Origin of the sequence: Streptomyces sp. SKN60, assembly GCF_026236535.1 — a bacterium.
Classification (GTDB): domain Bacteria; phylum Actinomycetota; class Actinomycetes; order Streptomycetales; family Streptomycetaceae; genus Streptomyces.
In genome coordinates, this window is the sequence record NZ_JAHTMW010000009.1 from 13,186 (window position 1) to 38,501 (window position 25,316).

Here is a 25,316-nt window from a genome sequence, read left to right on the forward strand (position 1 = left end):
GTGATCAGCACCCCACCCCATCGCGGGACGAACCCCATAGGATGCAGATCGGCATGGGGTCCCAGGACCCCGGGGAGGAAGCCCGGTGAGAATCCGGCGCGGTCCCGCCACTGTGAGCCGGCCTCGGGGCGATCCCGGGTGCCGGCGAGTCAGGAACTCCCGCCGTCCAACGACCACCCGGGGCGCGGACACCCCGAGGAAGGCCTGAGCCTCGCCATGCTCCTGCTGCTGTCGCATTCCGACACCGACCTGCTCAGTGCCCGCGCGGCGAACGCCGCCGCGACCGAGGGCGAGGGCGTGGAGTGGCGGTACGCCAACCCCGCCCGGCTGCCCCAGCAGGAACTCCCCGGCCTCCTCGACGGTGCCGAGCTCGTCGTCGTACGCCTCCTCGGCGGTGTCCGCTCCTGGCAGGAGGGCCTGGACGCGGTGCTCGCGGCCGGGAAGCCGGTGGTGGTGCTGAGCGGGGAACAGGCGCCGGACGCGCAGCTCATGGGCGCCTCCACGGTCCCGGTCGGTGTCGCCACCGAGGCGCACGCCTATCTCGCGCACGGCGGCCCGACGAACCTCGCCCAGCTCGCCCGGTTCCTGTCCGACACCGTGCTGCTCACGGGCCACGGCTTCGAGGCCCCGGCGCCCGCGCCGACCTGGGGCGCGCTGGACCGGACGCCCGGCCGGACCGAGGGCCCGACGGTCGCCGTGCTCTACTACCGCGCCCACCACATGAGCGGCAACACCGCCTTCGTCGGCGCCCTCTGCGACGCGATCGAGGCGCAGGGCGCCCAGGCCAGGCCGCTGTACGTGGCCTCGCTGCGGGCCCCCGAGGACGAGCTGCTCGACACCCTCCGTACCGCCGACGCGATCGTCACCACCGTGCTCGCCGCCGGCGGCACCAAGCCGGCCGAGGCGCAGGCCGGTGGCGACGAGGAGGCGTGGGACGCGGGGGCGCTGGCCGCGCTGGACGTGCCGATCCTGCAGGCGCTGTGCCTCACCGGGTCGCGGTCCGCCTGGGAGGAGAACGACGAGGGCCTCTCGCCGCTGGACGCGGCCAGCCAGGTCGCGGTGCCCGAGTTCGACGGGCGGCTCATCACGGTGCCGTTCTCCTTCAAGGAGATCGACGAGGACGGACTGCCGGCGTACGTGGCGGACCCCGAGCGCGCCGCCCGCGTCGCCGGGATCGCCGTACGGCACGCGCGCCTGCGGCACATCCCGAACGCCGAGAAGAAGCTGGCGCTCGTCCTCTCCGCGTACCCGACGAAGCACTCCCGGATCGGCAACGCGGTCGGTCTCGACACCCCCGCCTCCGCCGTGGAGCTCCTGAAGCGGCTGATCGCGGAGGGCTATGACTTCGGGCCGGTCGCCGACATCCCCGGCCTCGTCTCCGGTGACGGCGACGAGCTGATCTACGCCCTCATCGAGGCCGGCGGACACGACCAGGACTGGCTGACCGAGGAGCAGCTCGCCCGCAACCCGGTCCGCATCCCGGCCGCCGACTACAAGCGCTGGTACGCCGAGCTGCCCGCCGAACTGCGCGCGCAGGTCGAGGAGCACTGGGGCCCGGCGCCCGGCGAGATGTTCCTGGACCGGTCCCGGAACCCCGAGGGCGACATCGTGCTCGCCGCGCTGCGCCGCGGGAACCTGCTCGTGCTCATCCAGCCGCCGCGCGGCTTCGGCGAGAACCCGATCGCGATCTACCACGACCCCGACCTGCCGCCCTCGCACCACTACCTCGCCGCCTACCGCTGGATCGCGGCCCGGGCCGAGGACGGCGGCTTCGGCGCCGACGCCATGGTGCACCTGGGCAAGCACGGCAACCTGGAGTGGCTGCCGGGCAAGAACGCCGGTCTGTCCGCCGCCTGCGGCCCGGACGCGGCCCTCGGCGACCTGCCGCTCGTCTACCCGTTCCTGGTCAACGACCCGGGCGAGGGCACCCAGGCCAAGCGCCGCGTGCACGCCACGCTCGTCGACCACCTGGTGCCGCCGATGGCGCGCGCCGACTCGTACGGCGACATCGCGCGCCTGGAGCAGCTGCTCGACGAGTACGCGCAGATCAGCAGCATGGACCCGGCGAAGCTGCCGGCGATCCGCGCCCAGATCTGGACGCTGATCCAGGCCGCGAAGCTGGACCACGACCTGGGCATGGCCGACCGGCCGGACGACGACGGCTTCGACGACTTCCTGCTGCACGTCGACGGCTGGCTGTGCGAGGTCAAGGACGCCCAGATCCGCGACGGTCTGCACGTCCTGGGCGGCGCCCCGACCGGCGAGGCCCGGGTCAACCTGGTCCTCTCGATCCTGCGCGCCCGCCAGATCTGGGGCGGCACCCAGGCCCTGCCCGGGCTGCGCGAGGCCCTCGGCCTGGACGAGTCGGCCGCGACCCGCACCACCGCCGACGAGGCGGAGGCGAAGGCCCGTGAGCTGGTCGAGGCGATGGAGGCGGCGGACTGGGACCCGGCCGCCGTCGCGACCGTCGCCGCCGGTCATGTGCGTGCCGTCGCCGACGTCCTGGAGTTCGCCGCCACCCAGGTCGTGCCGCGCCTGGCCGCCACCACCGACGAACTCGCCCACGCCGTGCACGCCCTGAACGGCGGCTTCGTTCCGGCCGGCCCCTCCGGCTCGCCGCTGCGCGGTCTGGTCAACGTGCTGCCGACCGGCCGCAACTTCTACTCCGTCGACCCCAAGGCCGTGCCCTCCCGGCTCGCCTGGGAGACCGGCCAGGCCCTCGCCGACTCGCTGCTCACCCGCTACCGGGACGACAACGGCGAGTGGCCCACCTCCGTCGGCCTCTCCCTGTGGGGTACGAGCGCGATGCGCACCGCCGGCGACGACGTCGCCGAGGCGCTCGCCCTGCTCGGCGTCCGCCCGCTGTGGGACGACGCCTCGCGCCGCGTGAACGGTCTGGAGGCGATCCCGCTCGCCGAACTCGGCCGCCCGCGCGTCGATGTGACGCTGCGCATCTCCGGCTTCTTCCGTGACGCGTTCCCGCACGTCATCGGGCTGCTCGACGACGCCGTGCGGCTGGTCGCGGGCCTGGAGGAGTCGGATGCGGACAACTACGTCCGCGCCCACGCCCAGGCCGACCTGGCCGAGCACGGCGACGAGCGCCGCGCCACCACCCGTATCTTCGGCTCCCGGCCCGGCACCTACGGCGCCGGACTGCTGCAGCTGATCGACTCGCGGGACTGGCGCACCGACGCCGACCTCGCCGAGGTGTACACGGTGTGGGGCGGTTACGCGTACGGGCGCGGGCTCGAAGGGCGCCCGGCGCGCGCCGAGATGGAGTCGGCGTACAAGCGGATCGCGGTCGCGGCGAAGAACACCGACACCCGCGAGCACGACATCGCCGACTCGGACGACTACTTCCAGTACCACGGCGGCATGGTGGCGACCGTCCGCGCGCTGCGTGGCACCGCCCCCGAGGCGTACATCGGCGACTCCACCCGCCCCGAGACCGTCCGCACCCGCACCCTCGTCGAGGAGACCTCCCGGGTCTTCCGCGCCCGCGTGGTCAACCCGCGCTGGATCGAGGCCATGCGCCGACACGGCTACAAGGGCGCGTTCGAGCTGGCGGCGACCGTCGACTACCTCTTCGGCTACGACGCCACGACCGGGGTCGTCGCCGACTGGATGTACGACAAGCTCACCCAGGAGTACGTCCTCGACGAGACGAACCAGGCCTTCCTGAAGGAGGCCAACCCCTGGGCCCTGCACGGCATCGCCGAACGCCTCCTGGAGGCCGAGTCCCGCGGCATGTGGGAGAAGCCGGACCCGGAGACCCTGGCCGCGCTGCGCCGGGTGTTCCTGGAGACGGAGGGCGACCTGGAGGGCGACGACGACGCCTGAGGGCGCCGAGCGGACCGGGCCTGGGCCTCCGACCTCGCGTTACGATCCCGGCCGCACGTGTGTGCGGATCTAGGACGTGAGCAGGGGTGGGGTGGTGGGCATGCGTGCCCGCGGAGCGGTGGCGGTGTCGGTGGTGCTCGGGCTGAGCCTGGCCCTGGGGGCCTGCTCGGGCTCGGGGCCGGACGACGACGGGGACGGCAAGGGCCGGAAGAAGCCGGGCGCGACGAGCACGGCGACGCCCACGGCCTCGCCGACCCCGTCCGCGACCCCCTCCGAGGAGCCCCCGGCGAAGCCCACCGGCGCACCGCCCTCGCCCACCCGGACCCCGCCGACCATCGGCCGCTCGGCGAAGCCGTACCCGACGGGCAGGACGAAGGTGACGAAGAAGACGGCGGCCGTGGAGCCGCAGAACATCTACGCCGGCCCGAACCCGCCGCCGGCGCCGCCCCGTCCGTCGCCGACGCCCGAGGTGCCCGTGACGACCGGTCCGCCGGAGCCGGTCATGGTCGTCACGATCACCCCGCCCCCGCAGCCGGTGTTCACGCCGGACACGGTGCGCTGACCCCGCCGACCTCGCTGCTCCACGGCGCCAGGTCGAGCCGCCGGCAGCCGCCCGCTGTTGGCTTCGGCGACGGCCGTGTGGCGCACGGTCTCGGCCCGCCACTCCTCGTACTCCTGCTCGGGGCGTGCCCGGTCGGCGGTCCGCCCGGCGAGATAGCCCGGGTACCCGTTGCCGTACCGCCGGACCGTGCGGGTCTCGTGGTCGACCTCCAGGACCGCGGTGGTGACCCGGTCGAGGAAGGCGCGGTCGTGGGTGACCGCGACCACGGTGCCGCGGTGGCGCCGCAGCCGCTCCTCCAGCCAGGCCACGGCCTCGTCGTCGAGGTCGTTGGTCGGCTCGTCGAGCAGCAGCAGCTCGGGGTCCGAGGCGAGCACCCCGGCGAGCGCGAGGCGGGAGCTCCCCCACAGCCTTCGGCGTGGGAGGTACCCCCACCGCCGGAGAGGGTGCCGAGGGCCCGGTCGCGGGCGAGCGGTGCGCGTTCGCCGAGCCTCCGCAGCACGGTCTCCACCCGCCGGTCGGCGTCCGCGCCGCCGCGCGCCTCGTAGGCGGCGAGGAGTGCGGCGTACGCGGCGAGGTCTCCACTGGTTCCGGTGTCACTGCCGGTCCCGAGGGCGGCCTCGGCCTCGTGGATGCGCCGCTCCAGCTCCCGTACGTCGGCGAGGGCGCGGTCGATCGCGTCCCCGACGGTGGCGGTGCCGGGCAGGTCCAGGGTCTGGGCGAGGTGCCCGACGCCGCCGGGGGACTCGACGGTGACGGTGCCGTTGTCGGGGGTCTCCAGGCCCGCGAGCAGCCGCAGGAGGGCGGACTTGCCGGAGCCGTTGTCCCCGACGACGCCGACGCGTTCGCCGGCGCGGACGGTGAGGGCGACCCGGTCGAGGACGAGCCGGTCGTGGACGTCCCGGTCGTCGTAGCGCTTGGTGACGTCGGTGAGTTGGGCACGGAACAAGGGCGACCTCCCGGGGCTGGACGACAGGGCAACGGCGATACGAGACGTCTCGTATCACGACGCGCCCCACCGTACGGCAGCCCAGAGGACTCCACAAGACGGTCCGTCTCGTCTTGCAGTGAGGGGGAGGGGGAGGGGGAGGGGGAGGGGGAGGGGATCAGGCGGAGGCTATGCGCAACACCAGCGCGGCCACCGCGAGCAGCGTGAGCACGATGACCGGTGCCACGTTGAAGTCCTTCACGCGCAGGTGGGAGATCACCGCGCCGATGAAGTAGAGCGCCAGGCCCACCGCGGCGGCCGCGCCGAGTGCCGGGACGAACAGGCCCACGAGCAGGCCGAGCGCGCCGGCCGCCTTCGCCGTCGCGAGCCAGGGCAGCCAGGAGTCCGGCACGCCCACCTTCTCCATGCTGCTCACGACCTGCGGATTGCGCGTGAAGGTGAGGAAGGCGGAGGCGGTGGACGCGAGCGCGAGCAGCGCGGCGACGACGACGTAACCGATGAACATGGTGGAGCTCCAGCGATGATCTGGGGACGAAAACCATTGAAGCGTAACAACGATTTATCTCGTTCCACAATGGAGCCACTGTTACGGTGGACGACATGGCAGATGCGCACCCCGACGACCGCCTCGGCTTCCTCCTCTCCTTCCGTGGGGAGCTCACCGGCGCGCGCATCCGCGCCGCGCTCGCCGTCGACGGCCTGCACCCGCGCAACGCCATGACCCTGATGCGGCTCGCCCCCGGCGCCACCAGTCAGCGCGAACTGGCCGCCGCGATGGAGGTCGACCCCAGCCAACTGGTCGCGATACTCAATGAGTTGGAGTCCGCGGAGCTGTGCGAGCGGCGCCGCGACCCGGCCGACCGCCGGCGGCACATCGTGGAGATCACTCCCGCTGGCCGGGAGGCCCTGGAGCGCATCGACGAGGCGGTGAGCGCGGCCGAGCGCGAGCTCTTCGGCGACCTCAGCGCCGCCGAACAGGCCCTGCTGCGGGGCCTGCTCGACCGGGTGGTCGTGGATCCGGCCGCCCATGAGTGTGGCGAGTAGTCGCCACCCACACCTTCCCCGGACGGTCTCGCCCTCCTCCTCGGGGAGGAGTGTGCCCCGAAAGTTGTTCTAGTAAAGTGCTAACAACTAGAACCGAGGGAGGGTCTCGTGAACCGTCTTCGCGCGCTCGCCGCCGCGCCGTTCGTCCTCGCGCTCGCCGCCCATCTGCTGCTGCTCGCCCTCTGGCGCGACCGGCTGCCCGACCCGCTCGCCACCCACTTCTCCGCCACCGACGGCGGTCGTGCCGACGGCTTCACCGGCCTCGCCGCCTACACCGCCATCAGCTCCGGCCTGCTCCTCCTGCTCGGCGCCGGCTGGGTCGCGTTCGTCCGCCGCTCCGCGCTCTGCGGCGCCTGGGCCACCGCCGGCTTCACCGGCGGCCTGCTCGACCTGCTGCTCCGCGACAACCTCGACGCCGCCGACGCGGCCGAGGTCAGCACTCCGCTCGCCGTGTTCACCGTCGCCGCCGGCATCGGCGCCCTCGCCGGGCTCATCGGCTGGGGCCTCACCCGCCTGCCCCGCCTCGTACCGCCCGAGCCCGTCGTCCCGGTCCCGCCGGTCCGGGCGCCCCGCCTCGATCTCGGCGCGCACGAGCTCGCCGGCTGGTCGCGCGCCGCCACCTCCACGGCCGGGACCGCGTTCGGCACCGTCTTCGTGGTCGCCGGCGCGGGCGCGCTGTTCCCCGCGGTCCTTGTCACGCCCTGGCCGTACGCCCTGATCGCCGCGGTCGGCCTGGTCATCGGCGTGCCCGGGGTGGCGCTCTCCCGGGTCCGGGTCGGCGTCGACCGGCGCGGCCTGACCGTCACCCCCGCGCTGCTCCCCCGCCCCCGGATCCGCATCCCGCTCGACGAGGTCGCCTCGGCCACCGTCCACGACGTACGGGCCGTCGCCGAGTTCGGCGGCTGGGGCTACCGCACCCGGCCGCGCCGCTCGGCCCTGCTGCTGCGCTCCGGCGAGGCCCTGTCCGTACGGCGCACCAACGGCTTCGAGTTCCTGGTCACCGTCGCCGACGCCGAGACCGCGGCGGCGCTGCTCAACACCCTCGCCGCGCGGGACTCCGGCGGCGGGTCCGCGGTGGCCGCCCCCGGTGAGAGGATCTGACCGTGCTCTTCCGGGTCGACCCCGCCTCCGCCGTACCGCTCGGCGACCAGATCGCCGCCTGCGTCCGCGGCGCCCTCGCCGACGGCAGCGCCGCGCCCGGCGAACGCCTGCCCGCCGCCCGCGAGTTGGCCGACTCCCTCGGCGTCAACGTGCACACCGTGCTGCGCGGCTACCAGCGCCTGCGCGAGGAGGGCCTGATCGAACTGCGTCGCGGTCGCGGTGCCGTCATCGTCCCCGGCGCCCAGGCCCCCGACCGCGCCCAGTTCGTCGAACGCCTTCGCGCCCTCGTCGCCGAGGCCCGCCAACTGGGCGTGACGGACGAGGAGTTCCTGGAGCTGGCGCGTACGAGCCTCGGCTGACCCGTCTCAGTCGACCGGGGCGCCGAGCTGCAGGTTCCACCGTCCGGCGCGCCCGCTCAGCGTCGTACGGGACAACGGGCGCACGTCGAGCCGCCAGAAGGCCCCCTCCGGCGCGCCGAGCGCGTGCGCCACGGCCGCCCGGATCACATCCGGCTCGGCGACGGCCCACACCTCCCCCTGGCCGAGGCCCTTCAGCACCTCCAGCCACTCCGCGACCCGGGTCCGCAGCTCCCGCAGCGACTCGCCGCCGTGCGGGGAAGCGCCCGGGTCGGTGAGCCAGGCGGCCACCGACTCCGGCTCCTCGGCGGTGAGTTCGTCGAGCCGTCGGCCCCGCCACCGGCCCATCGCGCAGCCCGCGAGCGCCGGCTCCACCTCGTACGCGTCCGACAGGCCCAGCGCCTCCGCCGTCGCCCGGCAGCGCCCGGACGGCGAGCTCACCACCCGTACCCTCGGCGCGAGGCGCAACGGATGTACTCCTGCGAGCGGCAGCTCCACCGGCCCCGCGTCGTCGAATCTGGCCTCGCGCAGGGCGGCGTTCATGGCGGGCGCGATCAGGGAGACCCGTACGGTCATGGGTGATTCATCCCTCACTTCACCGTCCCGGGAACCGTGCGCTCTTGGCGCGGAGTGGTCGGCGCGGTACGGTCAGTCGACATTTCCACAGAACGACGACGGCGAGACGGAAGTCCGGTGCAAGTCCGGCACGGTCGCGCCACTGTGAGCCGCCCCGAGCCCCGGGGTGGTGAGTCAGACCCGACGACCGTCGTCGCGCACCACCGTATGGGACGCGAGTTCCCGAGGAGGTACCACCATGGCCGAGGCCATCGCGTCGCCCGCCGTCACGTCCACCCCTGCCGTCGCTCCGGTCTCGCTGCCGGTCCGCGCCGTGCTGCCGTGGGCGCTGTTCGTCGGCGTCCTGATGCTCGTCGCGCTCTACTTCGTCGGTGCCGAGCAGGGGGCGACCTCCCTGTTCGCGGGCAGCGACGTGCACGAGTGGGTCCACGACGGGCGTCACCTGCTCGGTTTCCCCTGCCACTGATCCGAGGGGCTTCCGGGCACATGTCAGTCACCACCACACCCACGGGTGCGCCTTCCGGCTCGCTCGTGGGCAGACTTCTGCTCCGCGGCATGCTCGCGGGTCTGATCGCCGGACTGTTCGCGTTCGCCGTCGCGTACGTCGCGGGTGAGCCGTCCGTCAACGCCTCGATCGCGGTCGAGGAGGCGGCGGCCGCCAAGGCGGAGCACGGCGGGCATGCCGAACACGCCGCCGGCGCGCACGACCACGGCGGCAACGGCGCGAACGGCGCGGCCACCCAGGCCGACGCCGAGGACGCCGAGGAGGAGATCGTCAGCCGGGACCTCCAGTCCACGGCGGGTCTCGCCACCGGCGTCCTCGTCTACGGGGTCGCGCTCGGCGGCATCGCGTCGCTCGCGTTCTGCTTCGTCCTGGGACGGGTCGGCAGGTTCACCGCGAAGGCCACGGCCGCGCTCGTCGCGGCGGCGGCCTTCACCACGGTCTATCTGGTGCCGTTCCTCAAATACCCGGCGACCCCGCCGGCCGTCGGCAACCCGGACACCATCGGGAAGCGCACCACGCTCTTCTTCCTGATGATCCTGCTGAGCGTGCTGCTCGGCATCGCCGCGGTCATCGCGGGCCGCCGGCTCGCCCCGCGCCTCGGCAACTGGAACGCGACGGTCGTCGCGGGCGCCGGCTTCGTCGCCGCGGTCGCGATCGCCTGCGCCTTCCTGCCCGCCAACACGGACGCGGTGCAGGCCGACTTCCCGGCCGCCGTGCTGTGGGACTTCCGGCTCGCGACCCTCGGCATCCAGGCGGGCCTGTGGACGGTCTTCGGGCTCGCCTTCGGGCTCCTCGCGGAGCGCCTGCTCGCCCCGAAGCCGGCCCCGGAAGCGGTTCCGGCCCCGGCCGCCTGAGTTCTCGTACGGTCTCGTACGCGCAAGGCCTCGGCCCCGTACACCCGAGTGGGTACGGGGCCGACGTGCGTCCTACCCCAGCTCGCGCACCGGCTTCCCCGCCAGCCACGCCTCGACGTCCTCCACCGCCTGCCCGAAGTAGCGGCCGTAGTTGCCGCGGGTCACATACCCCAGGTGCGGCAGCGCGAGCACGTTCGGCAGGGTGCGCAGGGGGGCGTCGACGGGCAGCGGCTCCGTCTCGTACACGTCCAGACCCGCCCCCGAGATCCACCCCTCGCGCATCACGACGAGGATCTCGCAGTCCTCGACGGCGGCGACGAGCGCGTCGGGGTCGGCGAGCGGGTCGATGTGCTCGTGCAGCGCGCGGACCTCGACCCGTCCGTCGAGCGGGCTCCAGTCGGCGGAGGCGAGGGCGGCGCCCTGGAAGTCGTCGAGGATCGCGCAGCGGGGGAGGGCCGGGGTCGGGGCGTCGGGATTCATGCACGACATGATCGCGTACGGGTACGGGGTGGCGGGCGTCGATCGTAGAGCCGCCCCGGGCCTTCCGCGCGCCGAGCTGCGGCAGGCGAGTGAGCGTCTCCCCGGAGGTCCCCCCAGAGGTAGTTGCCGATGCGACAAACCCACACCTCCCCCACAGAATCGGGATGATCCGCCGATCACGGGGGACGGGGAGAGGGAGCCGCGCAGATGAGTTCCATGGACGTACCCGCCGAGGTGCCGCGCCAGGTGAGCCAACCGCCTGCCGTCGCCGCCGACCGCAGGCCCGCCACCCCCACCATGACGTGGGTGACGCTCGCCCTGATGACCACCGCCTCGGTGGCCAGCCTCCGGGCCGCGCCCACCATGGCCGTGTACGGCCTCGCGTGCGTCTTCCTCTACCTCGTACCGGCGATCGTGTTCCTCCTCCCGACCGCGCTGGTCTCCGCCGAGCTCGCCTCGGGCTGGAGCGGCGGCGTGTACCGCTGGGTCGCGGAGGGCCTGTCGAAGCCGCTCGGCTTCCTCGCCGTGTGGTGCCAGTTCGCGATGACGATCTTCTACTATCCGAGCCTGCTCGCCTTCGTGGCGTCGACCATCGCGTACGTCATCGATCCGTCGCTCGCCGCCGACGGCCTGTACACGGCGATCGTCATCATGGTCCTGTACTGGACCGGTGTGTGGGTGTCCTCGCACGGCACCAAGACGCTTGCCGGACTGTCCAGTTGGGGTCTGGTCATCGGCACGCTCGTCCCCGGCACGATCCTCGTCGTGCTCGGCATGGTCTTCCTGGCGCAGGGCAACCCGTCCGCCGCGCCCATGACCGCCGACCATCTGCTGCCGCAGTGGACCGGGCTCGCCAGCCTGGTCCTGATCGTCAACAACTTCCTCTCCTACTCCGGCATGGAGATGAACGCGGTCCACGTCTCCTCGCTCAAGAACCCGGCGAAGGAGTACCCGAAGTCGATGTTCCTGGCGGTGGGGCTCGTGCTGCTGATCTTCATCCTGCCCGCGCTCGCCATCAGCTGGGTCGTACCGGCCGACAAGCTCAGCCTGACGGCGGGCGTGATGCAGGCGTTCCAGGCCTTCTTCGCGTACTTCGGCGTGGGCTGGATGACCCCGATCGCCGCCGTGATGCTGATCTCCGCCTCCCTCGCCGGCATGCTGACCTGGCTCGCCGGGCCGTCCAAGGGCCTCCTGGAGATCTCCCGCCAGGAGGGCTATCTGCCGCCGTTCCTGCAGAAGCTCAACAAGTACGGCATCCAGCAGAACATCCTCGTCACGCAGGGCGTCGTCACCTCGGTCATCGCCCTCGGGTACGCGCTCATCCCGAACGTGTCGAGCGTCTACTGGATCTTCTCGACCATCACCACCCAGGTGTATCTGATCGTCTATCTGCTGATGTTCGCGGCGGCCATGCGGCTGCGGAAGACCCAGCCCGACCATCCGCGCGGCTATCGCGTCCCGGCCATCGGCGTGGTGTGCGTGACCGGACTGCTCGCCTCCGCCGCGGCGCTCGCCATCGGCTTCGTACCGCCCTCGCAGTTCGGCGGCGGCAGCGTCTGGTCGTACGTCCTGATCGTCGGCGGCGGTCTGGTGATCCTGGGTCTGCTGATCCCCTGGGCCTTCCTGAAGTTCCGCAAGCCGAGCTGGAGGCAGCCGGCCGCCGCGACGGAAGCACGGGAAGCGTAGGAGCGAGAGACGCCATGAGTCCCACCGAGTTCGCCGCGCGGCACAAGTGGATCTACGCGGGCGCGGTCGTCATCCTGGTCGGCCTGGTCGTCACCGGGCTCATCCGCTACAGCACCATCAAGCAGACCGACGAGACCTCGAAGAAGGCCGACCAGCTGAGCGAGGCGCTGGTGAAGGCCGGCTACCCGGCCCCCGACAAGGACACCACCGAGCGGCTGCTCGGCACCGACGGCGGACAGGTCTGCGAGGCCCCCGGCAACGCCCTGAAGAAGGCCCTCCACCAGATCCAGGCGCTCTCCAACGGCGCCACCGGCCCCGGCATGCGGCCGGTCATCGCCGACAGCAAGGCGGTGGAGGCCGAGCGGATCGTCCTCCAGGTCTACTGCCCCGACAAGCTCGACGAGTTCGACGACGCGGTCGACGACCTCAAGACGGATGAGACGGTACGCCGATGAGCACGCCCGACACCCCGGCCCCGGAGGGGTCCTCCTCGAACGGCGCGGACGAACTCGCGGCGCTGCGGGCGCGCATCGCGTCGCTGGAGGCAGCCGCCGCGACGCCGCCGCGCCCGCCCCACCACCGGGTCCGCTCGTTCTTCGCGGCGCTGCTGATCGTCATCGGCTGCGTGCTGGCCCCGCTCGGACTGGTGGCGGCGTGGACGGCGGACGAGATCGGGGACACCGACCGTTACGTCGCCACGGTCGCGCCGCTCGCCTCCGACGCCGACGTCCAGGCCGCGGTCGCCAACCGCGTCACCGACGCCGTCATGGAGCACATCGACCTCCAGTCCCTCCTCGAGGACGTCGCCCCCGCCGATCGTCCGCGGCTCACCAAGGCCCTGGGGAAGCTGGGCGATTCGCTGGAAGGCGCGGTGAAGAGCTTCGTCCACGAGAAGGCGCAGGACGTCGTCGCCTCCGACGCCTTCGAGACGGTGTGGAAGGACGCCAACCGGGCCGTCCACACCTCCCTCGACCGGGCGCTGACCGGCAGCGACGAGGGCGCGGTGAAGATCAACGAGAACACCGTGACCCTCGACCTCGCGCCGATCGTGGAGCAGGTGAAGCAACGCCTGGTGGACGCCGGAATGGGCGTCGCGGCGAAGATCCCCGAGGTCCACACCAACTTCACCATCGTCAAGGCCGACGACATCGGCAAGGTCCGGACGCTCTTCAACCTGCTGCAGAAGATGGGCTTCTGGCTGCCGGTCCTCGCCGTCCTCTTCGTCGCCGGCGGCGTCCTCCTCGCCGTCCACCGCCGCCGCACCCTGATCGCCGCGGCCCTCGGCTTCGCGGTGGCCTCCCTGCTCCTCGGCATCGGCCTCACCGTCTTCCGCACGGTCTACCTCAACGCCCTCCCCTCCGGCGTCAACGCGGCCGCCGCCGGCTCCGTCTACGACATCCTGGTCCGCTACCTCCGCACCTCGGTCCGCGTCTTCGTGGCGATCGGCCTGATCGTCGCCCTCGCCGCCTGGCTCTCCGGCCCCGGCCGCGCCGCCCGCCTGGTCCGCGGCCTCTGGCGCTCGGGCATCACGGCCACCCGCACCACCGCCGACCACGCGGGCATGCGCCTGGGCCCCGTCGGCCCCTTCGTCCACCGCCACTCCACCCTCCTCACCTGGCTCCTGGTCGCGGCCACCGTCGTCACCTACGTCCTCTGGTCCCACCCGACCGGCCTGGTGGTCGTTGCCCTGTCCCTGGCGTTCGTCTTCGCGCTGGCGGTGAAGGACTTCCTGGGGGAGGAGCCGGAGGAGACCGAGGAGCCGGAGGAACCGGAGGAGCCGGAGGAGGCGAAAGCCACCTGATGCGCTCTGATGCGCTCCCTCAGGCCGTCGCCTCCGCCTCCGCCAGGGCCGGAGCCAGGACCGGGGCCAGGGCCGGGATGTCCTGGGGTACGACGTGGCGGCGGCGCGTCGGGAGGCCGGCGGTGGGGTTGGCGACGCCCCAGGCGGCGCCCTTGCAGATCAGCTCCTTGTAGAGGGCGGCGACGCGGCCGGTGAGGGCACGGTCGACGGCGCGGTCGTCGGCGGTGACGAACTGGATCAGGCCTTCCTTGCGGCCGAGGGAGATGCACTGCTGGAAGTAGCGGATGGCGACCTGCGGGACCTTGGTGCCGGCCAGGCGGGCGGCGATGGCGTCGGCGGCCTGCCAGGCCATCGGGACGCCCGAGGCGCAGGACATGCGCAGCGGCTTGCCGTTCGGGCCGATGGCCATGGCCGCGTCGCCGACCGCGTACACGTCCGGGTGGGACACCGAGCGCATGGTCCCGTCGACGACGATCTGGCCGCGGTCGGTGAGCCGCAGGGTGGTGGCCTCGGCGATCGGGCGGACGGCGAAGCCGGTGGTCCAGACGGTGACGTCGGCGGGGACGGCGGTGCCGTCGGCCGTGATCACCCGGTCGACGGTCACCTCGGCGACGGCCGTGTGCTCGTGGACGGTGATGCCGAGCCCGTCGACCACCTTCCGCAGGTGGGCGCGGCCCTTGGCGGAGAGCCAGTCGCCGAGGACACCGCGGGCGGCCAGGGCGACGTCGAGGTCGGGGCGGGCCTCGGCGATCTCGGTCGCGGCCTCCAGGCCGGTCAGGCCGCCGCCGACGACGACCACGGTCCGGCCGGCGCCGAGCGCGGCCAGGCGCTCGCGGAGCCGGAGCGCACCGGGGCGGCTGGAGACCTCGTGGGCGTGGGCGGCGGCGCCGGGGACGCCGCCGTCGTTCCAGCCGCTGCCGAGGGCGTAGACGAGGGTGTCGTACGGCAGTTCCGCCGGCCGCCCGTCGTCCTGGCCGTCCGCGCCGGTGACGGAGACCGTCTTCCGGTCCACGTCCACCGCGGTGACGTGGCCGAGCCGCAGCTGGACGCCCGTACCCGCGAACATCTCGGCGAACGGCCGCGGCTTCAGGTCCTGCCCGGCCGCGACCTGGTGCAGCCGGACGCGCTCGACGAAGTCGGGCTCGGGGTTGACGAGGGTGATGGTGACGTCCCCGCGGTGCAGCCGCTTGGCGATGCGGCCGGCGGCGACGGCGCCGGTGTAGCCGGCGCCGAGAACGACGATGCGGTGCTGCTGCGTGGGCTGCATGTCGGTGCTCCTGTCTGGGCGGTTACGCCGTGGTCCCGGCGTGGTGTCGCCCCTTGAACCGGGCAGCCCCGCGTTTCCTGACAGGATTCAGATGTGACCTGGGTCACATCCATGGTGGATGGGGTCAGAGGGTGTGGAGCGGTGCCTCGTCGTGCCCCTCCGCCGCCCACCGCTCCGTCGCGCGGACCAGCTTGTCGGGGTTGACCTGGCTGCGCACCGCGACGATCCCGTCCGCGCTGACCTCCAGGCAGAGAAGCCCGACGACCCGCCCGTCCACGATCGCTAGAACGGCCGGCCCGCCGTTGGCGGTGATGGCGTAGATCTCGGCCGTTCCGCCGACGATGGCCCGCTGGGCCGGGCCCGCCTTGAACAGACCGCGCAGGAACGTGGCCACCGCGACCGCGCCCTCGAACGCCTTCGCCCGCGCCGGCACCTTGCCGCCGCCGTCGCCGATCGCGATCGCGTCCTGGGTGAGCAACTGGACGAGGGGCTCGGTGCGCCCGCTGGTCGCCGCCGCCAGGAACTCCTCCACGATCCGCCGGGCCGCCGCCTCGTCGATCTCGGTGCGCGCCCTGCCGTCCGCGAGGTGCTTCTTCGCCCGGTGGTACGTCTGCTGGCTGGCGGCCTCGCTGATGTCGAGGATCTCGGCGATCTCCCGGTGCGGGTGGTCGAAGGCCTCCCGCAGCACGTACACGGCCCGCTCGCCCGGCGACAGCCGCTCCATGAGGACGAGCACGGCGTACGACACCGACTCGCGCTGCTCCGCTGTGTCGGCCGGCCCGAGCATCGGGTCGCCGGCGAGCAGCGGCTCGGGCAGCCACTGCCCGACGTACGTCTCGCGCCGGGCGCGCGCCGAAGTCAGCTGGTTGAGGCAGTAGTTGGTGAGCACCTTCGTCCACCACGCCTCGGGCACCTCGATCCGCCCGGCCTCGGCCGCCTGCCACCGCAGGAACGTCTCCTGCACGGCGTCCTCGGCCTCGCCCGACGACCCGAGCAGCCGGTACGCGATGGCCTCCAACCGGGGCCGCGCTGCCTCGAACCGGTCCACGTCACTCGCGATCAGGGCCATGGGAGCCATCCTAGGGGGTGTCTTACCGGCGGGTCAGGCGGCCAGAGTCGTCGCCACCGACTGGAACCAGGCACCGTGGGAAAACGGATCGGGCGGACCGACCTCCATGCCGAGTTCGGCGGCGGCCAGGGCGTAATCGCTGTCGTCCATCGGCAGGGCGAGGAGTTCGCTCAGTTCGCCCACCAGGCGGGCGACCAGCTGCGGGTGAGTGGACGCTCGATAGTCCGCGACGGCCGCCTCATGGTCGGGGAACTCGTCCACGATGTCCTGGGAGAACCAGCCGCCGAGCAGCTGCGCGGTCTCCGGGAAGCGCGCGTGCCACTCCCAGTGCGTCTGTGGAAGCGCGGGCTCCGGGGCTTCGCCTGCCTCGATGCTCCGTTTCAGATGGTCGGCCAGGACCGTCAGCCAGCCGCCGATCTCCGACTGCGGCATTCCGGTGTCGGGGATCGAGTAGAACTCGCCGAGCTCCTGCCGGAGGCGGCCGGGCGGGTTGCGGCTGTACTCGCGCAGCTGGCGCTCCGCCTCCGCGATTGCCCAGGGACGGGTGTGCCAGGTGTGCCGGAGGTACGCGTCGAGGGCGCGGCCGCGCCGCTCCGGCGTGTCGTCCGCCGGCTGCCCGAGGTACGCGCGCATCACCTGGTCCAGCTCGCCGTACCGGCGGTCGTGCTCAAGGGGCTTCATGGACATGTGCGTACGGCCCCTACAGGTAGAACGGAACGGTGGTGTGGACGACGAAGCCGTACGGGCTCGACGGCTCGCGCCGCAGCACCACGCGCGCCGCGCGCACGTCGACGGGCCCGCGCCCGGCCAGCAGGTCGCCCTCCAGCTGGACCCGACCCAGGGGCTCCTCGCGGGAGGGCCAGGCGGCCTCGATGGTGAGCCGGGAGCGGGTGCCCTGGGCGAGCCAGCGGTGGATGATCTGCTCGTTGGCGGTCACCACCTGCTGGGTGGCCCAGTGGGCGGTGTCCCGGTCGGGGTACGTGGCGGAACGGGTCAGCACGGGGCCATCCTTTCAAACCCTCGGGCGCTGTATGCGGCGGCTCAGAGGGGGGAGAAGTTCCAGAACATGCCGACCTCGGTGTCCGAGACGACGATCAGGCCGAAGTCCTCCGTGTGGACGCTGAGCGGGCTGTATCCCCAGTTCCGGGTCGTGAAGTCGAGTGTGCCGGGTACGGCGCCGGGCCGGTCGACGTTGGTGTGGTAGGTGGCATCGTCCCCGTAACGGGCGAGGATCGTGCGCGCCATGGCCCGCAGTTCCTCCTCGCTCTCCTGGAAGCGGCTCAGGCTGGACAGCGTGCAGTTGTCGTCCGTGAGGGCCAGCAGCAGGTTCTCGGCGCTGCCCCGGTCGATCTCCCGGAGACGTACGGCCACGTACTCCGGGGGGTGGTCGACGAAGGGGTACATGGGGGACACAGTGCGCTCCGGGTCCTCCGCCTCGTCGTCCAGGCCGGCCCAGCCCCGCGGGTCCGGGACGGCCCGGGCCATCAGCGCGAGGACGTCGAGGACCCAGTCCTCATGGCGGCGCGGGCCCGTGGCGTCGTACGGGGACGCGTCCTCGAAGAGGTGGCGTACCGCGGCTTCCCAGGCGGCCTGGTCGACGGACATGTGGTGCTGACCTTTCTCGGCGGGCTGCCGGGGCTAGGACTTCGAAGGCATCGACGTCATGACGGTGAACGGCGGCGTACGGCTGCTGTCGTACCGGATCCGTGTGTCGATGCCCTTCACGTCGTACACCTGGGCGTTCATCCCGCCCTGCTTGAACCCGGTCAGCGGGTCGTTCTGGTCCTGCGGCTGCTTGAACACGCTGTGGCCGCTGGTCTCATTGTTGGGTGCCGTCGCGTAGAACGACTTGACGTCACCGTCGGTCGCGGGCGGCGGGCCTTTGATCCAGGCGTCGATGGCGGCCTTGTTCTGGTTGAGGTTGTACTCGGTCAGTTCCTCCGCCCGCTGGTAGTTCGGGAAGGCGGACGAGGCACTGGGCCTCGGCTTGCCGTACGGCCAGGCCGGCGTCGGGCCTGCCACCTGCTGGTCGCGCAGCCGCTGCGCGAGCTGCTCGTCCGTCTTGCCGACGTGCTTGTCCAGGGTGTGACCGTCCCCCATGTACTCGTTGGCGCCGAAGTTCGGGTCCTTGTCCACGACCGCGGGCCGCGGGCGCTGCTCGGCCGTCGTCCCCGGCTTGGGGTGGGCGGCCGCGTCCGCCTTGGAGTAGGCGTTGGCCGTCTCGGTGAAGCCGACGGCGACACCGCCGACGCTGAGCACGGACCGGCCCCAGACGTCCAGCCAGCGATCGCCGATCTTCTTGTAGGCGGCGGCGAACTTCTGCGCCTCGGTGCCGGCGCCTCCGGCGTCGGGGTACTTGCCCAGTTCCTCCAGGAGCTTGTTGGCGCCCCGGATCTGGAAGTCCTGCTGTTCGGCGACCCGCCCGGAGACCGACCAGAGGTCGCTCGGCTTGACGTCGATGGTGCCGCTGCCACTGCCCGGCGGCTGTGCGGGAGTGGCCATCAGGCGCCGCCTCCCCAGCCTTCGAGTACGGACTTGTTGGCCGCGGCGTAGTTGAGGTGGCCCTTCACCACGACCTCGTGGAGCCAGGCCTGAGCGGCCTTGAGGTCGTCGGCGGAGTGGCTCCACTTGTCCAGCTCGTCGATGAAGGCCTCGCGCGCCTCGCCGTCCCAGGACAGGACGGCCTTGGCGACCCGTCCGTACAGACCGTCCAGCTTCTCGTTGAGGACTTTGAGCACCGCTTCCAGATCTCCCGAAAGGTGCTGCAGCGTTGCGAAGTTGACGGTTATCCGGTCGTCTGGCCGGTCGCCCGTCCGGTCGTTCATCCGGTTGTTGTCGGACAAGGTGCTGATCCCCCGTGGTTCAGATGTCCTGCAGGCGGCTCTTCGGCCGGGTGGTGTCCCCTCCCGGCGCCGGGTCAGGCACGGTGAGGTCCCGGGCGGCTTCGGTGACGTCCTCGCCGTCCTGCATCTGCCGGAACCGCGCCAGGAGGTCGATCTCGTTCTCGGTGAAGCCGTCGCGCGAGGCACGCATGGCCGCCTCGAGGAGCACCATCACCTGGCGGATGCGTACGGCGTCCTCGGCGACGCCGCGGTGGAGGGAGCGGTACGCGGTGGCCGTGGGCCCCTGCCAGTCGGCGGCGATTCAACAGGGCGTAGGGAGCGTCAGAAGCGCCCTGTGGAGCGGCTCCTGACGGGCTGGCATACTGCACGGGTAGCCCTTCGTGCATCCCCCGTCGCGAAGGGCTACGCCTGTAAGTGCGGGTCCGCGCAGGGTGATTCACACGGCCAGGGGACTCCCCTGTGGTCCCCTGGCCGTGTTTTTTGTAGTTAACAGTGACGTAGAGTGTTTACGCAAGCCCGGCACATGCGCCGGTGCGTGATGCGAACAGTGGGTAAACAGGATGGACATCGGCGGAGAACGCGCGCCCGAACTGCAATCGCTGCAGCAGAAGGTCGAGTACATGCTGGAGAAGACCTTCCCCGGCCAGAAGGTGTCCGGACGGACCTTCGCCGAGCTGGTCAGGGAGCGCGGCGGCGCCCTGTCCCACAGTTACTTCTCGAACATCCTGGCCGGGAAGGTCACCCAGCCCTCCGAGGAGATCCTCAAGGCGCTCGGCCTGGGCTTCGGCGTGGACTGGCGGTTCTTCAAGGAGGAGTCGGAGGTCGTCGGCGACGTGGTCGCCGGGCTCCAGTTCCTCGCCAAGCGCCGCACCGGCGAGATCAGCGGCGTCGCGGGCCGGGGGGTCGACGACGACGGGCTGCCGGCGGAGCTCCTGGAGTTTGCGCTGTCGCTGCTCGCGGACACCAAGGCCAAGCAGCAGCCCGACGGTGCGGCGGACGACCTGGCGTAGGGCGGGGAACCCGGGCGTCGGCGGACGCGTCTTTCGTGTGTGCGATCGGCATTGGCTAAAATCGTCGAGCGCATGTCACACACGCGTGACGACGACCAAGAGGCCCCCATGTCCCTGCGCGAACTGCGCAAAGAGTGTGAAGCTGGACTGGCCGACCTTCCCATACCGGCCCCCTTCACCATCGACGGCCTGGTGGCCCACATGGAGGCGGCCCGCGGCCGGACCATCGTCCTCCAGGAGCTGCCCGAACGCCTGGCCCGCGTCAACGCGGCCTGCGGTCTGCGGCTGAAGTCCGGCACGACCAGTTACGTGCTCTACCGGCGCCGCCCCACCGCGTACCAGACCCAGCACGTGATCCTGCACGAGCTGTGCCACGAATGGTTCGACCACGGCACCAGCCTCGACGCCGACCGACTGCGGGCGCTGCTCCCGGTGTTCGACACCTCGCTGATCAAGAGGGTGCTCTCCTCCGACACCGTCCAGGCCCGCGCCCAGTACGACACCCACGACGAGCGGGTCGCCGAGTTCGGCGCCTCCCTCATCCCGCGCATGGCCAGAGACGTGACCAGCGACGACATGGTCGGACGGCTCGCCAACTCGCTCTCCCGGCCCGTCGCGCACCGGCGCCGTGCGTTCTTCAGCGGCTCGTTCCTGCGCGACACGCTCTTCCGCCGCTCGTAGCGCCACCCGCGGCAGTCACCCCCCACCCTCCCGTAGAACACCCCGAGGAACCCACGTGACCGGACTCGACCTCGCCGGCTACCTCGTCGCCGGTCTGATGACCGCCGTCGCCCTGTGGCGCATGCCCGCCGCGCTCTGGGGCGACGAGGAGGACAAGCGCCGCCGCGCCCTGTGGGGCTGCTACGCGGGCTTCGCCGTCGCCCTGTGGACCAAGACCCAAGTGGTCCGAATAGGCCTCAACAACAGCTCCGTCGTGGACCTCGCGGTGCTGATCAAGCACTACACGTCCACCATCGCCATCCTGGCGATCCTCAGCTACATCGTCGCCATCTACGGCCACTTCCCGGCGGACGGGGAGATCCCGCGCCACGTGCGCTTCGCCCGGGTCGTCCAGCGGGTGGCGGCCAAGGCGTCGGTGGCCACCCTGATCCTCCTCACCGTGCTCTTCTTCACGGTGGTGGACCGCTCGGTCCCCGCGGACCGGTTCGTGGCCGAACACGCCGGCCAGTGGGGCGCCACGCTCTACATGAGCGTCTTCTACCTGTACTTGGGCGCCGCGTCCGCCGTCTGCGCCTATCAGTGGGCCCTGGCCACGGCCGACGCCAAGGCGCTTCATCTCCGGGTGGGCCTCGGCATGATGACCTTCGCGATGTTCATCGGCGTCGGCTACACCCTCAGCCGCACCCTGTTCCTCTGGATCAGCGTGGCCGACCGGCCCAGCGCGGGCTTCGCGCTGGCCTTCGACGAGATCACCGAGGCCGCCCAGGTGGTCCTCTTCGCCTTCTTCGCACTCGGCGCCTCCATCCCCGCCTTCAGCAAGGGCTGGCGGCGGGCCCGGCTGTGGCGGGCGCAGGCGGATCTGCATCCGCTGTGGCGCGAGCTGATGACGGCCTTCCCCGACCAGCCCTTCGCCCCGCCCGCCTCGCTCGCCCGCGAGCTGACCCGCTTCGGCACCCCCGCGGACCTGCGCGTCGACCGCTGGGCGGCCGACATCGCGGACGCCGTCGAGAAGCTGCGGCACTACGTGCCGGACGGCCTCCTCACCGCCGCCAAGGAGGCCGCCGAGGCCGAGGCCGCGGACCCCGGCAGGGCCGGCTCGCTCGCCGACGCCTACTGGATCAAGGCGGCCCTGGCCGCCAAGGCGGAGGGCGCGCCCGCCGGGAAGGCCGCCGCCTTCGAGACCAAGCCCGCCACAGACCAGGACGGCGAGGTCGCCTGGCTGGTACGGGTGGCCGCCGCGTACAAGGACATCCCGGAGCAGCGGGCCCGCGCCGTCCTGCGGTCCGGCCTCGGGGCGGGTCAGGAGTCCGGTGCGGGTCAGGAGTCCGGTACGGGTTCCGGTCTGGCGTCGTCCGGTCTGGAGGCCGGCGCGTGAACCGGACCGCCCGCGTCGTCACCGACGTCCTCCAGCCCCGCAACGTCCTGCTCGCGGGCATGCTCGGAATCGGCCTCGCCGCCGCGTCCGGGCACTGGACCGGCCTGCTGTGGGGGCTGCTCGGCGCGCTGTGCGCCGGGCTCATCCCGGCCGGCTACATCGAATGGGAGCGCAAGCGCGGCACCTGGGGCGACCGCCACGTCGTCGACCGCACCCAGCGGGCGCCCATCTTCTTCGTCATCCTCGGCTCCATCGGCACCGGTTCGGTGGTCATGCTCCTCGGCGGGGCGCCCACGGCCATCCTGGTCGCCATGCTCGCCCTGTGGGTGATGACGATCGGGCTGCTCGCGGTGAACACCGTCTGGAAGATCTCGGTCGACGCCGCCGTCGCCTCGGCCGTGGTGGCCCTGCTCTCCGCCGTGCACTCGCCCTGGTGGCTGATCGCCTACGCGCTCACGGCCGCCGTGTGCTGGTCCCGGGTCGCGCTGACCTACCACACGGTGGCCCAGACCGTGGCCGGAGCCACGCTCGGCGCGTCCACCGCCGCCGCGTTCCTCCTCGTATAGCCCGGGCCCGTCCTCGTAGCGTGCCCGCATCCGTCCTCGTAGAGCGTGGGCCCGTCCTCGTAAGTTCACGTCCGAAGCCTTGTTACGCCATGTTCTACGCGCGTATCTTCGCCCCTGGATCCGCGTGAGACGCCCGAAGGCGCCCTCCGCCGCCACTTTGACGACCCCTCATGGACCCTCAGCGACCCCGGTTGCCGCGCCGGCGCGGCAACCGGGGTCGGCCCCGTCCCGCCACGAAGGAGCTCCGCAACGGTGCCAAGACCCATATCCACTCGCCGCCGCTCCCCCCGCCTGCTGCTGCGTGCCGCCCTGCCTGCCGCGGTCACCGCGTCCCTGGTGCTCGTCCCGCTGCCCGGCGCCCTCGCCGCCCCGTCGACGGGCGCGGTCATCGCGGAGGTGTACGGCGGTGGCGGCAACTCCGGCGCGACGCTGAAGAACGACTTCATCGAGCTCGCCAACCCGTCCGCGGCCGCCTTCGGCCTGGCCGGCTACAGCGTGCAGTACCTGCCCGGCAACCCGAGCGCCACCAGCAAGTGGGGCGTCACCCCGCTGGGCGGTTCCGTCGCCCCCGGCGGCCGCTACCTGGTCGCCGAGGCGCCCGGTGCCGGCGGCACCGTGGACCTGCCGGCCGCCGACGCCGCCGGCAACCTGGCCCTGTCCGCCACCACGGGCACCATCGCGCTCGTCACCGGCACCGACGCGCTGACCTGCAAGACCGCCGCGGACTGCGCCGCCGACCCCCGGGTCGTCGACCTGGTGGGCTTCGGCACCGCCGTGGTCCACGAGGGCTCCGCCGCCGCCCCGGGCGCCTCCAACACCGCCTCGGTGGCCCGCGCCGCGTCCCTCGCCGACACCGACGACAACGCCGCCGACCTCCGGGCCGGCGCGCCCACGCCCGTCAACGGCAAGGGCGAGTCCACCCCGGGTGGCGGCGGCGACGGCTCCGGCGGCGGCCCGACCGAGCCCGGTACGGTGCGGATCCACGACATCCAGGGCGCCACCCGCCTCTCGCCGCTGGCCGGCAAGACGGTCGTGGGCGTCCCCGGCACCGTCACCGGCGTGCGGACGTACGGCTCCAAGGGCTTCTGGATGCAGGACCCGAACGCGGACGCCGACCCGGCCACCAGCGAGGGCGTGTTCGTCTTCACCGGCAGCGCCGCCCCCGCCGTCAAGGTCGGCGACGCGGTGCTCGTCACCGCCAAGGTCAGCGAGTACTACCCGAACAGCTCGGGCGGTTCGCAGTCCGTCACCGAGCTGACCGGGCCCAAGGTCACCGTGGTCTCCTCGGGCAACCCGGTGCCCGCGCCGGTCGTCCTCGACGGCACGAACATCCCCGCCGCGTACGCCCCGGAGGCGGCGGGCGGCTCGATCGAGTCCCTGCCGCTGCGGCCCGGAACGTACGCGCTCGACCTGTACGAGTCCCTCGAGGGCATGGACGTCCAGGTCGCCGACGTACCGGTGACGCAGGCCAGCAACGAGTACCACGAGCTGTGGGTGGACGCCCGCGAGCAGGACCCGCGCTCGTCCCGCGGCGGCGTCGTCTACCTCGGCTACGACCGGCCCAACTCCGGCCGTCTCATGGTCCAGTCGCTCGGCGCGGCCGCCGACTTCCCGGTCGCCGACGTCGGCGACCGGCTCACCGGCGCCACCGGCGGTCCGCTGGACTACACCTCGTTCGGCGGCTACTCCGTGGCGGCCACCCGGGTCGGCGGCGTCGAGTCCGGCGGGCTGCAGCGGGAGGTCACCGCGTCCGGCCTGCCGAGCGAGCTGAAGATCGGCACGTACAACGTCGAGAACCTCGACCCGGGCGACCCGGACACGAAGTTCGCCGAGCTGGCGGCCGGCGTGGTCACCAACCTGCGCTCGCCCGACATCCTGGCCCTGGAGGAGATCCAGGACGACAACGGCCCGGTCAACGACGGCACGGTGTCGTCCGACGCCACCGTCGCCGAGTTCGTCGAGGCGATCAAGGCGGCCGGCGGCCCGGCGTACGACTGGCGCTCCGTCGACCCGGTGGACGGCAAGGACGGTGGCGAGCCCGGCGGCAACATCCGCCAGGTCTTCCTCTTCAACCCGGCCCGCGTCTCCTTCACCGACATCCCCGGCGGCGACGCGACCACGCCGGTGGACGTGACCGGCACCGGCAACCGCACCTCGCTGACCGCGTCCCCGGGCCGGATCGACCCGGGCAACGAGGCCTGGAAGAGCAGCCGCAAGCCGCTGGTCGGCCAGTTCAGCTTCCACAACAAGCCGGTCTTCGTGATCGCCAACCACTTCAACAGCAAGGGCGGCGACCAGGGCCTCGACAGCCGCTTCCAGGCCCCGACCCGCAGCTCCGAGATCCAGCGCGCCAAGCAGGCCGCGGCCGAACAGGCCTTCGTCGCCAAGCTCCTGGCCGCCGACCCCCGCGCCCGGGTGGTCTCCCTCGGCGACTTCAACGACTACCAGTTCTCCCCCGCGCTCCAGACCCTCACCCAGGACGGCGTCCTGCGCGACCTGGTCGACGAACTCCCCGAGGCCGAGCGCTACTCCTACGTGTACCAGGGCAACTCGCAGGTCCTCGACCACATCCTGGTCAGCCCCGCCCTGAAGCCCCAGCACACCCACTACGACGTCGTCCACATCAACAGCGAATTCGCCACCCAGGCCTCCGACCACGACCCGCAGGTCGTCCGCATCAAGCCCTGATGTCCCCATCGGGTAGGTCATCGGCAGAGCCCCAGGTCACCGACCTGGGGCTCTGCCCGTTCGGAG

The 25,316-nt window shown here is 72.3% G+C and carries 25 protein-coding genes, 2 pseudogenes and 2 riboswitches; of the genes and pseudogenes, 14 read left to right on the plus strand and 13 right to left on the minus strand.

The genetic code is table 11. The features are described from left to right. Positions 1-38: 38 nt before the first annotated feature. A riboswitch (cobalamin riboswitch) is annotated at positions 39-178 on the plus strand. Positions 179-216: 38 nt separating this feature from the next. After that, positions 217-3,840, plus strand: a complete 3,624-nt coding sequence (gene cobN, locus KV205_RS16400) for a cobaltochelatase subunit CobN (RefSeq protein WP_265865380.1) — start codon at positions 217-219, stop codon at positions 3,838-3,840. 69 nt (positions 3,841-3,909) lie between these two features. Here cobN and KV205_RS16405 read toward each other — a convergent pair whose 3' ends face one another. From KV205_RS16405 to KV205_RS16415, 3 genes and pseudogenes are all read right to left on the minus strand, one after another. Continuing rightward, on the minus strand, positions 3,910-4,254 hold the full coding sequence (locus KV205_RS16405; RefSeq protein ID WP_265865114.1) for a hypothetical protein: 345 nt from the start codon (positions 4,252-4,254) through the stop codon (positions 3,910-3,912). 153 nt (positions 4,255-4,407) lie between these two features. Beyond that, a pseudogene (locus KV205_RS16410) lies at positions 4,408-5,348 on the minus strand (ATP-binding cassette domain-containing protein); the annotation flags it as partial. A 157-nt stretch (positions 5,349-5,505) separates the two neighbouring features. Then, a complete protein-coding gene (locus KV205_RS16415; protein ID WP_265865115.1) occupies positions 5,506-5,853 on the minus strand; it encodes a DoxX family protein in 348 nt (115 codons plus the stop codon). A 95-nt stretch (positions 5,854-5,948) separates the two neighbouring features. Between KV205_RS16415 and KV205_RS16420 the strand changes: the two genes are divergently transcribed. From KV205_RS16420 to KV205_RS16430, 3 genes are all read left to right on the plus strand, one after another. Further along, positions 5,949-6,392: a MarR family transcriptional regulator gene (locus tag KV205_RS16420; protein ID WP_265865116.1), complete on the plus strand. Its 444-nt coding sequence runs from the start codon at positions 5,949-5,951 to the stop codon at positions 6,390-6,392. A 108-nt stretch (positions 6,393-6,500) separates the two neighbouring features. Then, a complete protein-coding gene (locus KV205_RS16425) occupies positions 6,501-7,493 on the plus strand; it encodes a hypothetical protein (RefSeq protein WP_265865117.1) in 993 nt (330 codons plus the stop codon). 2 nt (positions 7,494-7,495) lie between these two features. Next, positions 7,496-7,852 (plus strand): GntR family transcriptional regulator, encoded by a 357-nt coding sequence (locus KV205_RS16430; RefSeq protein WP_265865118.1) that lies wholly within the window; start codon positions 7,496-7,498, stop codon positions 7,850-7,852. Positions 7,853-7,858: 6 nt separating this feature from the next. Here the strand turns inward: KV205_RS16430 and KV205_RS16435 are convergent, their stop codons facing one another. After that, a complete protein-coding gene (locus KV205_RS16435) occupies positions 7,859-8,425 on the minus strand; it encodes a histidine phosphatase family protein (RefSeq protein ID WP_265865119.1) in 567 nt (188 codons plus the stop codon). Positions 8,426-8,488: 63 nt separating this feature from the next. Next, positions 8,489-8,628: riboswitch (cobalamin riboswitch) on the plus strand. Between the two features lie 35 nt (positions 8,629-8,663). On the opposite strand from KV205_RS16435, the gene KV205_RS16440 reads away from it, so the two are divergent. Together KV205_RS16440 and KV205_RS16445 are read left to right on the plus strand one after the other, a co-directional pair. Next, entirely contained in the window at positions 8,664-8,891 is a 228-nt protein-coding gene (locus KV205_RS16440; RefSeq protein WP_265865120.1) for a CbtB-domain containing protein, read from the plus strand. 20 nt (positions 8,892-8,911) lie between these two features. Further along, complete coding sequence (locus KV205_RS16445; RefSeq protein ID WP_265865121.1) at positions 8,912-9,784, plus strand: CbtA family protein; 873 nt, start codon at positions 8,912-8,914, stop codon at positions 9,782-9,784. 72 nt (positions 9,785-9,856) lie between these two features. Here the strand turns inward: KV205_RS16445 and KV205_RS16450 are convergent. Then, positions 9,857-10,075 (minus strand): annotated as a pseudogene (locus KV205_RS16450) (NAD(P)-dependent oxidoreductase); the annotation flags it as partial. Positions 10,076-10,471: 396 nt separating this feature from the next. Here KV205_RS16450 and KV205_RS16455 point away from each other — a divergent pair. Genes KV205_RS16455 through KV205_RS16465 form a run of 3 tightly spaced genes read left to right on the plus strand, consistent with a single transcriptional unit; the run spans position 10,472 to position 13,751 of the window. Further along, complete coding sequence (locus KV205_RS16455; RefSeq protein WP_265865122.1) at positions 10,472-11,950, plus strand: APC family permease; 1,479 nt, start codon at positions 10,472-10,474, stop codon at positions 11,948-11,950. A gap of 14 nt (positions 11,951-11,964) precedes the next feature. Next, a complete protein-coding gene (locus tag KV205_RS16460; protein ID WP_265865123.1) occupies positions 11,965-12,405 on the plus strand; it encodes a hypothetical protein in 441 nt (146 codons plus the stop codon). Continuing rightward, the gene (locus tag KV205_RS16465) at positions 12,402-13,751 is read left to right on the plus strand and encodes a hypothetical protein (RefSeq protein ID WP_265865124.1); all 1,350 of its coding nucleotides are present in this window, start codon (positions 12,402-12,404) and stop codon (positions 13,749-13,751) included. The genes KV205_RS16460 and KV205_RS16465 overlap by 4 nt, the downstream gene beginning before the upstream one ends. A gap of 19 nt (positions 13,752-13,770) precedes the next feature. On the opposite strand, the gene KV205_RS16470 is transcribed toward KV205_RS16465, so the two are convergent. The 8 genes from KV205_RS16470 to KV205_RS16505 all read right to left on the minus strand — a co-directional run bounded on the left by KV205_RS16470 (position 13,771) and on the right by KV205_RS16505 (position 19,144). Further along, positions 13,771-15,018 carry an NAD(P)/FAD-dependent oxidoreductase gene (locus KV205_RS16470; RefSeq protein WP_265865125.1) on the minus strand — a complete coding sequence of 416 codons (1,248 nt, stop codon included), beginning with the start codon at positions 15,016-15,018 and terminating at the stop codon, positions 13,771-13,773. A gap of 124 nt (positions 15,019-15,142) precedes the next feature. Further along, on the minus strand, positions 15,143-16,087 hold the full coding sequence (gene sigJ, locus KV205_RS16475) for an RNA polymerase sigma factor SigJ (protein WP_265865126.1): 945 nt from the start codon (positions 16,085-16,087) through the stop codon (positions 15,143-15,145). A 33-nt stretch (positions 16,088-16,120) separates the two neighbouring features. Further along, complete coding sequence (locus KV205_RS16480; RefSeq protein WP_265865127.1) at positions 16,121-16,774, minus strand: contact-dependent growth inhibition system immunity protein; 654 nt, start codon at positions 16,772-16,774, stop codon at positions 16,121-16,123. A gap of 13 nt (positions 16,775-16,787) precedes the next feature. Next, a complete protein-coding gene (locus tag KV205_RS16485; protein WP_265865128.1) occupies positions 16,788-17,087 on the minus strand; it encodes an RNase A-like domain-containing protein in 300 nt (99 codons plus the stop codon). A gap of 41 nt (positions 17,088-17,128) precedes the next feature. Then, positions 17,129-17,692, minus strand: coding sequence for a hypothetical protein (locus tag KV205_RS16490; RefSeq protein WP_265865129.1), 564 nt, complete (start codon positions 17,690-17,692; stop codon positions 17,129-17,131). Between the two features lie 33 nt (positions 17,693-17,725). Then, a complete protein-coding gene (locus KV205_RS16495; protein WP_265865130.1) occupies positions 17,726-18,589 on the minus strand; it encodes an RNase A-like domain-containing protein in 864 nt (287 codons plus the stop codon). Beyond that, a complete protein-coding gene (locus tag KV205_RS16500; protein ID WP_374214676.1) occupies positions 18,589-18,930 on the minus strand; it encodes a WXG100 family type VII secretion target in 342 nt (113 codons plus the stop codon). The genes KV205_RS16495 and KV205_RS16500 overlap by 1 nt, the downstream gene beginning before the upstream one ends. 19 nt (positions 18,931-18,949) lie before the next feature. Next, positions 18,950-19,144: a hypothetical protein gene (locus tag KV205_RS16505; RefSeq protein WP_265865131.1), complete on the minus strand. Its 195-nt coding sequence runs from the start codon at positions 19,142-19,144 to the stop codon at positions 18,950-18,952. 346 nt (positions 19,145-19,490) lie between these two features. On the opposite strand from KV205_RS16505, the gene KV205_RS16510 reads away from it, so the two are divergent. From KV205_RS16510 to KV205_RS16530, 5 genes are all read left to right on the plus strand, one after another. Beyond that, positions 19,491-19,940, plus strand: a complete 450-nt coding sequence (locus tag KV205_RS16510; RefSeq protein WP_265865132.1) for a hypothetical protein — start codon at positions 19,491-19,493, stop codon at positions 19,938-19,940. A 108-nt stretch (positions 19,941-20,048) separates the two neighbouring features. Beyond that, the gene (locus KV205_RS16515) at positions 20,049-20,621 is read left to right on the plus strand and encodes a toxin (protein ID WP_265865382.1); all 573 of its coding nucleotides are present in this window, start codon (positions 20,049-20,051) and stop codon (positions 20,619-20,621) included. Between the two features lie 55 nt (positions 20,622-20,676). Further along, positions 20,677-21,996, plus strand: a complete 1,320-nt coding sequence (locus KV205_RS16520) for an MAB_1171c family putative transporter (RefSeq protein ID WP_265865133.1) — start codon at positions 20,677-20,679, stop codon at positions 21,994-21,996. Positions 21,997-22,055: 59 nt separating this feature from the next. Continuing rightward, a complete protein-coding gene (locus tag KV205_RS16525; protein WP_265865383.1) occupies positions 22,056-22,562 on the plus strand; it encodes a hypothetical protein in 507 nt (168 codons plus the stop codon). Positions 22,563-22,814: 252 nt separating this feature from the next. After that, entirely contained in the window at positions 22,815-25,250 is a 2,436-nt protein-coding gene (locus tag KV205_RS16530) for an endonuclease/exonuclease/phosphatase family protein (protein WP_374214677.1), read from the plus strand. The last annotated feature ends 66 nt before the right edge of the window (positions 25,251-25,316 follow it).